The sequence below is a fragment of the Flavobacterium zhairuonense genome (assembly GCF_004352915.1).
GTDB classification, from domain to species: domain Bacteria; phylum Bacteroidota; class Bacteroidia; order Flavobacteriales; family Flavobacteriaceae; genus Flavobacterium; species Flavobacterium zhairuonense.
The window spans coordinates 137600-152795 of record NZ_SJSY01000073.1 but is presented as its reverse complement, the minus strand read 5'-3'; the positions used below and the strand labels follow the sequence as shown (position 1 = coordinate 152795).

12 protein-coding genes are annotated in these 15196 nt (G+C 34.4%); 6 read left to right on the top strand and 6 right to left on the bottom strand.

Features of this window, described 5'->3' with window-relative positions:
• Positions 1-90: 90 nt before the first annotated feature.
• The 3 genes from EYY60_RS12845 (at position 91) to EYY60_RS12835 (ending at position 5086) form a co-directional block, all read left to right on the top strand.
• On the top strand, positions 91-1377 hold the full coding sequence (locus tag EYY60_RS12845; protein ID WP_132989717.1) for a glycoside hydrolase 5 family protein: 1287 nt from the start codon (positions 91-93) through the stop codon (positions 1375-1377).
• Between the two features lie 166 nt (positions 1378-1543).
• The gene (locus EYY60_RS12840; RefSeq protein WP_132989716.1) at positions 1544-3103 is read left to right on the top strand and encodes a glycoside hydrolase family 28 protein; all 1560 of its coding nucleotides are present in this window, start codon (positions 1544-1546) and stop codon (positions 3101-3103) included.
• Between the two features lie 3 nt (positions 3104-3106).
• Complete coding sequence (locus EYY60_RS12835; protein WP_132989715.1) at positions 3107-5086, top strand: glycoside hydrolase family 97 protein; 1980 nt, start codon at positions 3107-3109, stop codon at positions 5084-5086.
• A 117-nt stretch (positions 5087-5203) separates the two neighbouring features.
• Here the strand turns inward: EYY60_RS12835 and EYY60_RS12830 are convergent, their stop codons facing one another.
• Positions 5204-6160, bottom strand: coding sequence for an aldo/keto reductase (locus EYY60_RS12830; RefSeq protein WP_132989714.1), 957 nt, complete (start codon positions 6158-6160; stop codon positions 5204-5206).
• A gap of 111 nt (positions 6161-6271) precedes the next feature.
• On the opposite strand from EYY60_RS12830, the gene EYY60_RS12825 reads away from it, so the two are divergent.
• A complete protein-coding gene (locus EYY60_RS12825) occupies positions 6272-6502 on the top strand; it encodes a DUF433 domain-containing protein (protein WP_132989713.1) in 231 nt (76 codons plus the stop codon).
• 11 nt (positions 6503-6513) lie between these two features.
• Complete coding sequence (locus EYY60_RS12820) at positions 6514-6837, top strand: DUF5615 family PIN-like protein (protein WP_235832328.1); 324 nt, start codon at positions 6514-6516, stop codon at positions 6835-6837.
• Between the two features lie 94 nt (positions 6838-6931).
• On the opposite strand, the gene bglX is transcribed toward EYY60_RS12820, so the two are convergent.
• From bglX to EYY60_RS12805, 3 genes are all read right to left on the bottom strand, one after another.
• The gene (gene bglX, locus EYY60_RS12815) at positions 6932-9229 is read right to left on the bottom strand and encodes a beta-glucosidase BglX (RefSeq protein WP_132989711.1); all 2298 of its coding nucleotides are present in this window, start codon (positions 9227-9229) and stop codon (positions 6932-6934) included.
• 361 nt (positions 9230-9590) lie between these two features.
• A complete protein-coding gene (locus tag EYY60_RS12810) occupies positions 9591-10970 on the bottom strand; it encodes a sialate O-acetylesterase (RefSeq protein ID WP_132989710.1) in 1380 nt (459 codons plus the stop codon).
• Positions 10960-12054 carry an SGNH/GDSL hydrolase family protein gene (locus EYY60_RS12805; protein WP_132989709.1) on the bottom strand — a complete coding sequence of 365 codons (1095 nt, stop codon included), beginning with the start codon at positions 12052-12054 and terminating at the stop codon, positions 10960-10962. The genes EYY60_RS12810 and EYY60_RS12805 overlap by 11 nt, the downstream gene beginning before the upstream one ends.
• 217 nt (positions 12055-12271) lie before the next feature.
• Between EYY60_RS12805 and EYY60_RS12800 the strand changes: the two genes are divergently transcribed.
• Positions 12272-12778, top strand: a complete 507-nt coding sequence (locus tag EYY60_RS12800) for a C40 family peptidase (protein WP_132989708.1) — start codon at positions 12272-12274, stop codon at positions 12776-12778.
• Positions 12779-12917: 139 nt separating this feature from the next.
• On the opposite strand, the gene EYY60_RS12795 is transcribed toward EYY60_RS12800, so the two are convergent.
• Together EYY60_RS12795 and EYY60_RS12790 are read right to left on the bottom strand one after the other, a co-directional pair.
• Positions 12918-14495 carry a L,D-transpeptidase family protein gene (locus EYY60_RS12795; RefSeq protein ID WP_132989707.1) on the bottom strand — a complete coding sequence of 526 codons (1578 nt, stop codon included), beginning with the start codon at positions 14493-14495 and terminating at the stop codon, positions 12918-12920.
• A 156-nt stretch (positions 14496-14651) separates the two neighbouring features.
• A complete protein-coding gene (locus tag EYY60_RS12790) occupies positions 14652-15065 on the bottom strand; it encodes a DUF1573 domain-containing protein (RefSeq protein WP_132989706.1) in 414 nt (137 codons plus the stop codon).
• Between the last annotated feature and the right edge of the window lie 131 nt (positions 15066-15196).

The window sequence follows — 15196 nt, the reverse complement described above, 5'->3', positions numbered from 1 at the left end:
GACCAAATATTGTAGAGCTGGACTTCAGTCCAGTTTTACGCAAGTTCAATAAAAAAGGAATCGCAGGATTAGCTCCTAAAAAAATATCATATGAAAAACAGATTTTTAAAAACCCTTTCTTTCGCATTAATCTTCACTGCAATTGCTTGTCAGGCACAGGAAAGAATTACGGTAAAAGGAACGCAATTTTATAAAGGCGATAAACCGTATTCATACATCGGAACGAATTATTGGTATGGAAGTTTATTGGCATCTAAAAAAGTAGGCGACCGAAAAAGATTGCTTCGTGAACTGGATTTAATGCGTAAAAACGGCATTGATAATTTAAGAATTTTAGTTGGAGGCGATGGCGGAAAATATGATTTTACCGTTCGTCCGGCTTTACAATACCAACAGGGAAAATATGACGCAGATTTGCTTGACGGGCTGGATTTCCTAATAAATGAAATGAGCAAACGAAAAATGTATGCTGTTTTGTACCTAACCAATAACTGGGAATGGTCTGGCGGCATGTCGCAATATTTGGAATGGAACGGCAAAGGTCCTGTTCCAGTTCCAGGAATTGCGCCAAATACTTGGCCACAGTTTATGGCTTATACTGAACAATTCCACAGTTGCGAACCTTGTATGCAAGCTTTAGAAAATCATGTGAAATTTATTATGGGAAGAACAAATGCCTATTCTCACAAAAAATATACTGAGGACAATACAATTATGGCCTGGCAAGTTGGAAATGAGCCGAGACTTTTTACAGTTGAAAATGAAGTAAAATTCACAAAATGGCTGAACAATATTGTAAACTTGATGGACAGTTTAGACAAAAATCACTTGATTTCCACAGGTTCTGAAGGATTGAACAGCTCTAATGACGATATAGGGATTTTTGAACGAACGCATCAAAATCCGAATATTGATTATTTGACCATGCACATTTGGCCAAAAAACTGGGGTTGGTTTAAAGCTGATAATGCCGAAAAAACTTTGACACCAACACTAGAAAATGCCGGGAAATATATTGACAAACATGTCACTGTTGCAAACCATTTGAAACGCCCAATTATTATTGAGGAATTTGGCTTAGGAAGAGAAAACGAAAGTTTACTGCCTACAGCATCGGTTGCAAACAGAGATGTTTTTTACAATTATATTTTTGGCCGAGTTGCTGAAAGCGTTAAAAACAACGATGCTTTGCAAGGAGCAAATTTCTGGGGATTTGGTGGCGAAGGAAAAGCCGTTAACGAATCTGGAAAATGGAATCCGGGCGATCCTTTAACCACAGATCCTCCACAAGAACCACAAGGCTTGAATTCGGTTTTTTCTTCAGATAAATCGACTTTGCAAATTGTAAAGGATTATAATTTACAATTGAAAAAATAAAAATTTCGAACCATATAAGTAATTTAAGAACATATTAATGTTGCATTTCTATTGTTCGTAGAGACGCACAGTAGTGCGTCTTATGCGCAATGAATATTCCAAATATAAATTGGACGTTAAATGTTCAACTGTATGTGACTCTACGGAATAACCGAATCAAAATTTGATGAAAAAATATCTCTCGATAGTATTCGTTTTCTTTTTTATAATCGCAAATGCCCAGACTTTTGACATAACAAAATATGGCGCAATTGGCGACGGAAAAACGATAAATACAAAAGCGCTTCAAAACACAATTGACGCTTGTTTTAAAAATGGCGGTGGAACTGTTTTGGTTCCAACGGGCGTTTTCATGACGGGAACTTTGAACTTAAAAAGCAATGTAAATCTATATTTAGATAATGGCGCAGTTTTAAGAGGAAGTGCTGATTTAAACGACTATATCCCTGTAAACGGTGTCCATTATGGAATGTTTTTTACTGAAAATTCAGAAAACATTACTATTTCTGGAAGCGGAAATATTGACGCAAATGGAGCCGTTTTTTTTGATGCTACTAAAGCTAAAAAAATAGAATGGGGCGGAACTTCAGGAACTCGTCAAAAAGAAAATTTCAGAAAAGTTACAGATGGCGGAATTGGCGACGGTCCAATTGTTCCCAAAGAAAGACCATATCAAACATTGATTTTTAGTAACTGCAAAAGAGTCACGATTAAAGATGTTTTTATTTCGAATTCTTCTTTCTGGACGATGCTGATTGCAGATTGTGATAGTGTACTAATTGACGGAATAAAACTTTGGACAAATATGTTGACGCCCAACGCAGATGGAATTGACATTACTTCGGGAAATAATATAACAATCAGTAATTGTGATATTCGCACGGGTGACGACGCCATTATTGTTGTGGGTTACGCCTCGCACTTTGAAGTTCCGGGCTTCAAGGATTTACGCCACACTTCTGAAAATATTAATATTGTCAATTGCAATTTGCAATCGGCTTCAAGTGCCATTAGAATTGGTTATTTTGATCATAATTCGGTGCGAAATATCAATATTTCAAATTGCAACATTACGAATTCAACACGCGGAATTGGAATCTTTTTAAGAGATCAGGGTTCTTTAGAAAATATCAATATTTCAAATGTAAATATCGAAACCAAATTGAGAACTGGTGATTGGTGGGGAAATGGCGAACCAATTCATATTTCGGCTGTTCGCGGAAAACCAAAAGTTATTGGAACAGAAACTGAAAATTTAGGTATTGTGAAAAATGTAACTTTCAGCAACATAAACTGCAAAGCCGAAAACGGAATTTTAGTTTACGGTTCTGAAGAAAGTATTTTGCAAAACATTAATTTTAAAAATATAACTTTCGAATTTATCGATAGCAAGCTAAATGATGTTGCTGGCGGAAATATTGATCTTCGTGGTTGTCTGGACGAAAAACAACAACTTTTTCAGCGCGATATTCCGGGAATTTATGGTCAATATGTTGACGGATTAACTATTGAAGATTTTAAATTAATTTGGACAAAAACCAGAATGCCATATTTTACAAACGGAATCGAAATCAATAATTTTAGGGACGTAAGAATTATTAATTTTAAAGGAATCGGATCGCCAATTAATAAAAATGCAGTTCCTATTTTATTGGAAAACGGCACTAAAACAAATCTGGATTTAGATAAAAAGATGGTTGTAAAAATGGTTAATGTCAAAAACTAAAAAATGAAAAACACATTTATTCTTTTTTCTTTAATGCTCGTAAATCTTTCTTTTGCACAGAAAAAACAAGATTTTGCAGTCGTTTCCCCCAATGGAAAAATTGAAGTAAAAATTATTTTGAACGATAAAATTTCATGGTCAATTTCTCATGAAAAAGATTTGATTTTAGCTCCGTCAGAAATGGCTATGATTTTGGATGAAAATGAGATTCTAGGAAAAAATCCAATCGTTTTAAATTCAAAAAAAGAAAGCATAAACAGTTCTTTTGAAACACCTTTATACAAAAAGAAATCCGTAAAAGATCAATACAATAAATTGACTATCAATTTTAAAAATGATTTTGGAATTGAATTTCGCATTTTTGATGATGGCGCAGCTTATCGATTTCTAATCAAAAAGAAAAAAGAGATTATGGTTAAATCTGAAGAAGTAGTTTTGAATTTCGATCAAGACTACAACACTTTGATGCCTTACGTTCGTGATTTAAGAAACCCCAAAGATCAGTTTATTTCGTCTTTTGAATCGCATTATGAAAACAAAAAAATAAGCGAATTTTCAAAAGATACTTTAGCATTTTTACCTTTTCTAATTGATTATAAAAACCATAAAAAAGCAGTTTTCCTGGAAGCAGATTTAGAAGATTATCCAGGCCTATTTGTAACGAATAACAAAGATAAATCGGGTTTTGAATCTCGTTTTTCTAAATACCCAACGCAAGAAACCAACGGCGGATTTAATTATCTCAACAAATTAATTACAGAAAGAGCTGATTATTTAGTTAAAACCAAAGGAACAAGAAATTTTCCATGGAGAGCAATTGTAATTGCTGAAAATGATGCCGATTTGGCCAATAATGATATGGTTCAGAAATTAGCCGAACCGTCAAGATTAAAAGATATTTCATGGATAAAACCCGGAAAAGTAGCTTGGGATTGGTGGAACGACTGGAATATTTACAATGTCGATTTCAAAGCCGGGATCAATACACAGACGTACAAATATTATATTGATTTTGCTTCTAAAAACAAAGTTGAATATGTGGTTTTGGATGAAGGCTGGAGTATTGAAACTGACATTATGAAACATAATCCGAATATTGATTTGGAAGATTTGATTGCTTACGCAAAAGAAAAAAAAGTAGGCATTATTTTGTGGGCTTCATGGATGGCAATCAATAATAAAATTGAAGCCGTTTTTGACAATTATGCAAAATTAGGAGTAAAAGGTTTTAAAGTTGATTTTATAGATCGTGACGATGCTAAAATGGTAAATTCAGTTTATGATATTGCTCAAAAAGCGGCAAACCATAAACTAATTATTGATTTCCATGGAATGTATAAACCAACTGGAATTCAGAGAACTTACCCAAATATTTTAAATTTTGAAGGTGTAAAAGGTTTGGAAAATAATAAATGGACGCCAAATGATGATGTTCCGTTGTATGATTGTACAATTCCATTTATTAGAATGATGGCCGGCCCAATGGATTATACGCCGGGCGCGATGCGAAATGCAACTAAAAGTGAATTCAAGCCAAGTCATTCGAATCCAATGAGTCAGGGAACAAGATGTCATCAATTGGCGCTTTACACGATTTTTGAAGCGCCTTTACAAATGATGGCCGACAGTCCGACAGCTTTTATGAAAGAACAAGAAAGCACAGATTACATTGCTAAAGTTCCAACTACTTTTGATGAAACTATCGCTCTTGATGGCGAAGTGGGAAAATACGTTTCAATTGCCCGAAAAAAAGACAATACTTGGTATTTAGGCGCAATTACAAACTGGGATTCCAGAGAAATTACAATTGATTTTTCTTTCCTCGAAAAAAGCAAAAAATTCCAAGCCGAAATTTTCTCAGACGGTCTAAACGCTGACAAAGCCGCAACCGATTATAAAAAAGAAATCATAACCGTTGATTCAGCAACTAAACTAAAATATCGTTTAGCGAGCGGTGGCGGATTAGCAATGATCGTAAAATAAAACTGGACTGAAGTCCAGCCCTACAATATAGATCGAGCCAAAGCTCTTTTATAGTTCCGAAGGAACGAATTATTTTGTAGAGCTGGACTTCAGTCCAGTTTAGATAATGAGAGCAAATTAAGACAAGATTTTTTCAATCGCATTCAATTCATCATGGGTAAATTCTGTATGCTGCAAACAATCAATATTATTACACAATTGTTTTACAGAACTTGCACCAATTAAAACCGATGTAATTCGTTTGTCTTTCTGCAGCCAAGCCAAAGCCATTTGCGCCAAAGACTGATTTCTATTTTTAGCAATTTCATTCAGCTGAATTAATTTCTGAATACGTTCCTGCGTCACCTCGTCTTCTCTCAAATGTCCATTCGGATTATGAGCGCGTGAGTTTTCAGGAATTCCATTTAAATATTTATCTGTCAAAAGTCCTTGTGCCAAAGGCGAAAAAGCAATACAGCCCACTCCTTTTTCTTCTAAAACATCTAATAATCCATCTTCAACCCAACGTTGCAACATCGAATATTTCGCTTGGTGAATCAAACAAGGCGTTCCTAATTGTTTCAAAACATCAACTGCAACTCGAGTTTGTTCAGCAGAATAATTACTGATCCCAACATACAAAGCTTTTCCGCTTCTTACGGCATGGTCTAAAGCCATCATAGTTTCTTCAATCGGAGTTTCAGGATCCGGACGATGCGAGTAGAAAATATCTACATAATCAACATTCATTCGTTTCAAACTTTGATCTAAACTCGAAAGCAGATATTTTCGTGAACCCCAGTCACCGTAAGGTCCTTTCCACATTGTATAACCTGCTTTTGTCGAAATTACGATTTCATCACGCAGATTCCCCTGAAAATTATGCCATAATATTTTACCAAAATTCTCCTCTGCAGAACCTGGAACCGGTCCATAATTATTTGCTAAATCGAAATGAGTTATTCCTTTATCAAAAGCCTCAACAGCAATACTTTCAGCGTTTTCAAAATTATCAACTGACCCGAAGTTATGCCATAATCCTAAAGAAATTTCAGGCAGTAATAACCCGCTTTTTCCACATCTGTTATATTTCATTATTTTAGTTTAAGGTTGGAAGTTTAATAGATTTTAAAGGTAAAAACAAACCTGATTATTTTAAAACCAAATAGTGTTTTATTTTTGTAAATTTGTTTAAATAATAAAATTATGGAAAATAGCTGGCAAAATTTAATTTCAATAGATTCTGACATCAGATTTGGTAAACCAGTAATTACAGGAACTAGGATTTGTATTTCAGATATTCTTTCATGGCTTTCGACAGGAATGTCTTTTGAAGAAATTATTGACGATTTTCCTGAGTTAAAAAAAGAACATATTCTTGCTGCCTTAGCTTTTGCTGCAAATAGAGAAAATATTACCAAAATAATTGCAGCGTAATGAAGCTTCTTTTGGATGCAAATATTTCATGGAGAATAATCAAACTTATTGAAAATGATTTTTCAGATTGTTCCCATGCTAATGAACTCAAAGTAAATCAACCAGCAAAAGATATTCAAATTTGGGAATTCGCCAAACAAAATAACTTTACAATTCTCACTCATGATGATGATTTTGAAAAATTGTTACTTTTAAAAGGGCCACCGCCAAAAGTTATTATTTTAAAAACTTTAAATAAAAATACTAAGCAAATTGCTGAAATTCTGATTTCAAAAAAAGAAATCATTGAATCGTTTATTTTGAATGATGAATTAATGATTTTAGAAATATATTAAAAGTAAATCGCCACAAATTCACGAATTTTTAAATACTTAATTTGTGAATTTGTGGCGAAAAAAACTTGCATCTTAGCGTCTTTTTGACAAAAAACTATTCTTTTATCTCAAAACCACTCTGCAAACCTTTATCAGAACTTCCTCCAACCATGATTTTAAAAGTTCCCGGTTCAACTAAATAAGTTCCTTCGTTATTATAAAAACCAAGTTCCTTACTCGTTAAAGTAAAGTTTACCGTTTTAGTTTCTCCTTTTTTCAGATTAACCAATTCAAAACCTTTCAATTCTTTTATCGGACGAACGATGCTTGCATATTCATCATGAATATATAATTGTACAACTTCTTTTCCATCATAATTTCCTGTGTTTGTAACTTCAACGCTTATTTGAACTTTTTCACCTTTTGCAAAAGAGGTTTTATTCAATTTCAGGTTTTTATAATCGAAAGTTGTATAACTCAATCCAAATCCAAACGGAAACTGAGGTGTTTTCTCCACGTCCATATAATGCGACCAGAAAACGTTTTTATCACTGTCTATTGGTCTTCCCGTGCTATATTTGTTGTAATAAATTGGAACCTGACCCACATTTCTTGGAAACGACATTGGCAATTTTCCACTTGGGTTATAATCTCCATACAAAACCTGCGCCACAGCATTTCCGGTTTGAGTTCCTAATTGCCAAGCTTCAACAATTGCCGGAATATTTTCTGCAGCCCACGGAATACTCAACGGACGGCCATTGTTTAAAACCAAAACCACATTCGGATTTACCTTATAAATTTCTTCCAATAATTCCTGTTGCAATCCTGGCAAATTCAAATCTGTTCTACTTCTTCCCTCACCACTTTGGAAGCCATATTCACCTAAAACCATTACCACAACATCAGCATTTTTCGCTGCTATTTTTGCCGCTTCAAATCCGCTTTTGTCTGTAGTATTAAAAACTGTTTCAGTCAAGAAAGTCGCTTTTTGCTTTAATAAATCAACTCCTTTTTCAAACATCAACTGATTGTCTTTATATTGTTGCATTCCTTCTAAAACAGAAACAGCTGTATTATCATCAGCCGCGATTCTCCAACTTCCCAGCGGACTGTTTTTATCGTTTGCCAATGCGCCAATCAAAGCAATTTTTTGTCCTGATTTTTTTAGCGGAAGCAAATTCTTGTCGTTCTTCAACAAAACGATCGATTTCTTCGCCATGTCCAAAACGCCTTCGTTATTAGCTTTGCTTCCAACAACTTCTTTCTCGCGTTTTTCATCGCAATATCTGTACGGATCATCAAATAATCCCAATTCAAATTTTACACGAAGAATTCTACGAACAGCATCATCAACCAAAGATTCTTTTACTTTTCCAGATTTTACCAAATCAACTAATTTGGCCACATACAAATACGATTCCATATCCATGTCAGAACCCGCAATAACTGCTTTAGCAGTTGCATCAGCTTCATCTTTTGCATAACCGTGCGCGATCATTTCACGAATCGAAGCGTAATCAGAAATCACAAATCCGTCAAACTTCCATTTTCCTTTTAAAATATCTCTCTGCAAAAAGACATTTCCTGTTGCCGGAACACCATTCAGTGTATTAAACGAATTCATAAACGTACGAACTCCAGCATCAACCGTCGCTTCAAAAGGAGGTAAAACCGAATTATACAATTTCGAATTACTGATATCTACAATATTATATTCCAATCCAGCTTCAACATAACCATACGCCGCAAAGTGTTTCGCACAAGCCGCGATGGTATTTACTTTAGCCAAATCGGCAATAGTTTCTCCTTGAAAACCTTTTACTCGCGCATAACCCACTTTGCTTCCCAAATAAGGATCTTCTCCTGCACCTTCCATCACACGTCCCCAACGCGCATCATTCGCCACATCTACGTTTGGACCAAAAGTCCAGTTAATTCCAGATGCCGAAGCTTCATCAGCCGCAATAGCTGCCGATTTCCTGATCGCTTCTAAATCCCAGCTCGCCGCTTCTGCCAACGGAATTGGGCTTAACGTTTTATAGCCATGTATTACGTCAAAACCAATAATCAACGGAATCCCCAAACGAGTTTCTTCAACTGCAATTTTCTGAACAGCGCGCACTTCTTTCACACCGCGTACCGTCAGCATTGATCCGACTAATCCTTTTCTTAAATGTTCGTATTTTAATTCGGCTGTTCCACCTTTCGGAGCTGGTCCTGTAACATCCCAAAAACCGTTATATTGATTCATCTGTCCTACTTTCTCCTCCAAAGTCATTAAAGGCAAAAGCAAATCTATACGCTGTTCAATAGTTTTATTTTTATCCAGATACGGCTTTTTTTGTGCATTCATATTTCCAACAGTAAACAGGGACAAAACCCCAATAATTATTATTTTTTTATTTTTCATGGTTAGTTTTTTTTTAAAGGAGCTAAGGTGCTGAGATACTAAGATTCTAAGTTTCTTTTTTGGCGTGAGCTTGTCCCGATAGCTATCGGGAGGCTATCCGTTTCAAGTCCTCGCTCTTCCTTCGTCAGGCTGTGGGCTTTCCACTGCTATCCCTCACGCGAACGGTTTTAAAAGAACGTTTTAACTTCTTGTTTTCAACACACCGTTTTGTCATTCCGAGGAACGAGGAATCTCCACGAGTAGCTCGACAAAGATTGGTGATTTTGTTTGTGGAGATTCCTCGTTCCTCGGAATGACAAAAAATGCGCAAAATCTAAATCTTTCTTCTTGACTCTTTCTTCTTTAAAAGTCTAAAATCAAATCACTCCGTAATAAAACACGAAGCCGGTAAATTCGCTTTATTAAACAAATCAGACTGAATTGTATTTCCCCATGCAAACCTCACTTTTGTTGGCTTTGACACTTTTTTAGAAATTAAAACAACTTCATTATTTTTTATCGTAGCCTCAGCAGGAAAGAAATTTCCGTCGGCACCAGCAACTTCAAATTGATTCAATTTTTTGTCTTTAAAATATAGTCCGTCAGCATAATCAAAAGAGACAATTACTTTACTTTTTTCTACCTTAAAGTCTTTATAAAGAGGACCGTTAACCAAATTAGAATTGATTTTATAAGTATCAGTTAAAGCTAAATTAGCCAAACGAATTCCAACTGATTTTTTATTCTTTGGATGAATATCAATCGTATCTGAAATATCAGAAGTCAAAACCATTCCGGTTTTTGAGACTTCATTTAAAAGTTTTCGCTGTGAATTTCGAACCGTTACATTCGAGAAATTATTGCTTCCTGTTTTAAATGGCGCAATCTGAACATAATAAAACGGAAAATCATCTTTCCATTCTTTTCGCCATGAAGTGATCAAAGCACCTAATGTTTTATCATAAACCAAAGAACCTACATTAGATTCTCCTTGATACCAAAGCGTTCCAGCAATTTTAAATCCAACAATTGGATAAATCATAGCATTGTACGCACGTCCAGGTTGTCTTGGGCCGTATTCTTGCTCGTTCAGTTTTTTTGCATTTTCTAATAAAAGAGGATCGTTGTTTACAACATCTTCCGGCATCCAGATTTCTGCAGGCGTTCCGCCCCAATTCGAAGAAATCAGTCCAATTGGAACATTTTTTAAATCTTCTCTTAAACGTTTAGCAAAAAAATAGCCAATTGCGCTGAAATATTTCATGGTTTCTGGAGTCGATTCTGTCCAGTTTCCAAGTAAATTATTTTGTGGTGTTGTTGCAGTCAACTTCGGAACCGTAAAAAAACGAATATTAGGATTCGTTGCGTTTTTCATTTCTTCTTCACCATTGTCAATTCCCCAGCTTGCTGACATTTCCATATTTGATTGTCCGGAACAAAGCCAAACTTCACCAATCAAAATGTTTTTTAAAACAACCTCATTATAACCTTTTATCGAAATCGAAAAAGGCCCGCCTGCTTCTGGAGTTTTAATCAACAATTCCCATTTTGCTTGATTGTTTGCAACCGTTTTATATTCTTGATTATTCCAACTCGAAACTAATTTTATTTCCTCTTTAGGACTTGCCCAACCCCAAATTTTCACTTCAGAATTGCGCTGTAAAACCATATTGTCACTAAAAATATTCGGAAGCGCCACGTTTGCCTTCATAGTACTGGAAATCAATAAAAAGAAAACAAACTTAAATATATTATTCTTCATTTAATAGCTTTTTTAAAAAAGGGCCATATTGATCTGCCATCACTTTTTGATCTGCAACATCTGGATGTCCTAAACAGCCTTTTGGCGTCATAGGCTTAAACTTGAAAATCAAAATCGGTTTGTGGGTTTTATCATTCGCGAAAGCGCTTTTGACTTTTTTAAGACAATCTTCAAAAACAACAGCTTTTTCACCATTGACCATTGGACTATTTGTAATAACTATTTGTGCTTTTGGATTGTGTTCAAAAAGCATTTTGATGAAATTGATGTAATTCGAAACGTATTTATCGGCATTAAACGGCAATCTTTCTTTTTTGCCATCTCCGCTAGAAAAATCATTGGTTCCCAAAGCAATACTGATAATATTTGGCTGAAAAGCAAAATCATATTTAGGCTTCGAATTGTCTTTTGTCAAATATAAATTCTGATACACATCTGGCATTATCGCTTCATCTTTATTCTCATCGTTCCAGTTACGGTACATCCCAATTCCAGAAACAGAACTTGTCAAATAATCAACACCGATTGTTCTTGAAAGCGTTGGTCCATAGGCATAATATCCGTTATGATGATCCATATATTCGCCTTTATCGCAATCAACAGAATCACTTGCCGCCGCACATGTTATAGAATCTCCGATAAATTCAATTTTCTTTTTCTTTTTAAATGAAATTGTAGTCAATTTTGCGGTTGTTCCTGCAAATAAAATACCGCCAGTATGTGCTTCAGTATTTTTATAAATTTCCAGTTTATGCTCTTTTTTATTCGAAGTTACTTTAACGGGGAAAGACTGCACGGCTCCTTTTTCGATTCTGATTTTCCCAAGATACTTTCCATCCAAGACTAACGCAACATAATTATGATGTTCATACGAATCGACACTTTGAAGTGAAATGGAGCATTCATTTCCAGTAAAATTGAATGAAATCGAAGAGGCAGTTCCAATCAAAACAATATTGTCATTTTGGAGTTTTTCAACTCGGCCTTCATATAAAAAAGTTTTATTTTGATTTTGGTTTTGCGAAACACAAACGGTTGCAATCTGCAAAAACAAAATTAAAAAAGGTATTTTTTTGAGAAACATAATTAATTTGTTAAAACATAAATAGGATTCACAAATATATTTGAATCTCTTTATTCAAAAAGATACTAAAATGTCAAAACGTAATAAAAAAACACCACATAAACACATCATTCAAGCAGTTTTGAATGTTAATTCTTACAAATTAGCCAAAATAGTTTCTTCGCGCTAACAATTTAGAACTTATATTTACCGTTTCAATATTTTTTACTTTTTAAAAATGAAATCTCAAATTATCTTTTTTATATGCTCTATTCTGCTATTTTCGTCTTTTATAAAAAAAGAAAAAACACAGCAAATAACTAAGAATATTAATTTCCAAACAGAAATTAATCGAGATTCAATTGTTGCCTACGCCAAACAATACTTAGGAACACCTTATGTTTACGCAAGCAGCGATCCAAAAAAAGGTTTTGACTGCTCCGGTTTTGTAAGTTATGTTTTTAAAAACTACGGAATTACTTTGCCGAGAAGTTCTGGCTCATATAAAAATATTGGCACTACCTTAAACCCCGAAGAATTTAAAGTTGGTGATATTTTGGTTTTTTATGGTTATAAAGACAAAACCCATATTGGACACCTCGGAATTATTTGCGAAGCCAATGGAATGCAATCGAAATTTATTCATGCCTCTTCTGGAAAAGCACAATGCGTGACTATCACTTCACTTGATACAGAACATTACACCAAACGTTTTTACAAATGTGTTGATGTTTTGTCTAAATAGTTTTGTGCCAAAATTTTTCACGCAGATTTAGCAGATTGAAGCAGATGTGCGCAGATTTATTTACTAAAAAGAGTAAAAAAATACAATAAAATCTGCTCACATCTGCTAAATCTGCGTGAAAAAACGTTGCAAACTATTTTTAATCTTCCGTCAATAATTTAAGCAGACTTTCGTCTCTTCCATAAATATCTTTGTAGAAGTTTAGATTCCCTTTTCGGTCGACCCAAGCCGTAAAATATCCAATATAAACTGGAACTTTCTTTTTTAGGCTAACCCAGTTTTCTTTTCCTGCATGCATCGCTTTGTCAATTCTATCTGGAGTCCATTTTGGATCATCTTTTAATAATTCAATCGCTAATTCACGAGGTTTCGCAACACGTACACAACCGTGGCTGAACGCTCTGCTTTCTCTTTCAAATAAACTTTTTGCTGGCGTATCATGCAAGTAGATATTGCTTGAATTTGGAAACAAAAACTTCACCAAACCAAGCGAATTGTTCTTTCCTGGAAGCTGACGAACGGCACCATTATTCCATTCTAAATTCTTCTTTTGCAAATAGTTTTTATCTCTGGCCATTCCAGGTTTGATCTCTGAATTGATAATACTTGTTGGAACATTCCAATACGGACTGAAAACAATATTATTCATCATTCCACTGAAAATAACCGTTTTTGTCATCGCTTTTCCAACCACAACAGGTGAAATAAAAGCAATTTTTGCATCTTCAATTATATACAATCTAAATTCAGGAATATTAACCTCGATGTATTTTTTTCCTTTTTCCAATTCAGGATCAATCCATCTGCAACGCTCCATATTGACAATAATGGTTTTTATTCGGTCAGAAACTGGAATATTCATTTCTGCGATATGCTCTGGCAGGATTATATTTTTAGGCGTTAATCCGTGATGCAGTTCATAGTTTTTCAACGCATTAATCAAAACTGTATCACAAACTGCACTTTTATTGTCTTCTTTGATATCGTTTGTAATAAAAAGCCTTTCTCTAATTTGAGCCACTATATTTGACGAATCCCCTAACTTCAGATTTTTATAATCATCTCCTGTTTCAATAGTTTTCCAGCCTCCTTTTTTCTCAATATCACGGTATTTCTTCAAAATGTCACGCAACTTATAATACTGACTAAACATTTTGCTTTTATGATCGTCATTGATAGTCGATTTTTGAAAAATTGAATCGGTTAAAGCTCGGTAATTCAATTTTTTTCTCGGCAAAAGCCATTCAAGCGAAATACTAGTTTTTTCGTCAACACCAGAATATACTTTTTCAGCATAATAGAAATACAGATTTGAAATCATTAAATCTGTATTTTCTTTCGACATCTTATTGTCGCCAATTGTTTCAAAAATAGTGGTGATTTCTTTATAAGGAAAATTTGCTTTTAATCCTTCTTCATCAAGGCCTTTATATTTATTGAATAAAGTATGTGCAAACTCATCAATTCCTTTATTATCCTGCCACAATTGCGTTGATTTATTTTTCTTGTACAAAGTAAAAACCTCATCTTGAAATTTGGCTAATTTTGGATATGTTGCATAAAAAGAAGCAATTTTAGAACTATCAATTGTAAGATGAAGTTCTGGAATTTCGACTTTGGCTTTTACTTGATTTTCTTCTTTTTTATCCCCTTTTGAATTACATGAAACGACAGCAAAAAGGCTAACGGCGGCAATAAACTGATACCAGATTTTCATAATAAAATTTTTAATAAAAATAGGAAAGTTTTCATTAAAATAAACTTTTCCAAAATGAATTTTTTAATAAATCTAAAGTCCCAAAACAAACAAAAAAAGCCCCAAATACACTTTGTATTTGGGGCTCACGATATAACCAACCTATTAAAATTCTAATTAAATAACAGTTCCTTTTAATGTCAGAACTTTTGGAGTTGTTTCAGCACTTGTCGTAACCGTTACCGTTTTTGTAAAAGCGCCTTTGTTTGCTGCATTATAAGTCGCAGTAACTTTAGCTGTTTTTCCTGGCTGAATTGGCTCTTTTGTATAATCTGTTGCAGTACAACCGCAAGATCCTTGAACGTTAGTAATGACAACTGCCGTTTTTCCTGTATTCTTAAATTCGTAAACAATTGCTTTTGGAGTTCCTTGCGGAATTTGTCCAACATCGATTGTTTCAGCTTTCCAAACAATTGTTGAAGCTGCTTCTACAACTTTAGTTTCTGAAACTAATGATTTTACTGGCGCAACAGCTGAGAAAGACATTAAACCTAATGCCAAAGCTAACATGGAGATTTTGATCATTTTCATAGTTAAATATTTTAAGTGATTTATAGTTCTAAATTTGTATTTCAAAAGTATTTCAGAATAAATCAAATCGCTGTTAACCGCTTTCAAATCTTTGTTAACGACTTGTTAAGGGGTGTTTTTAAGCATAAATT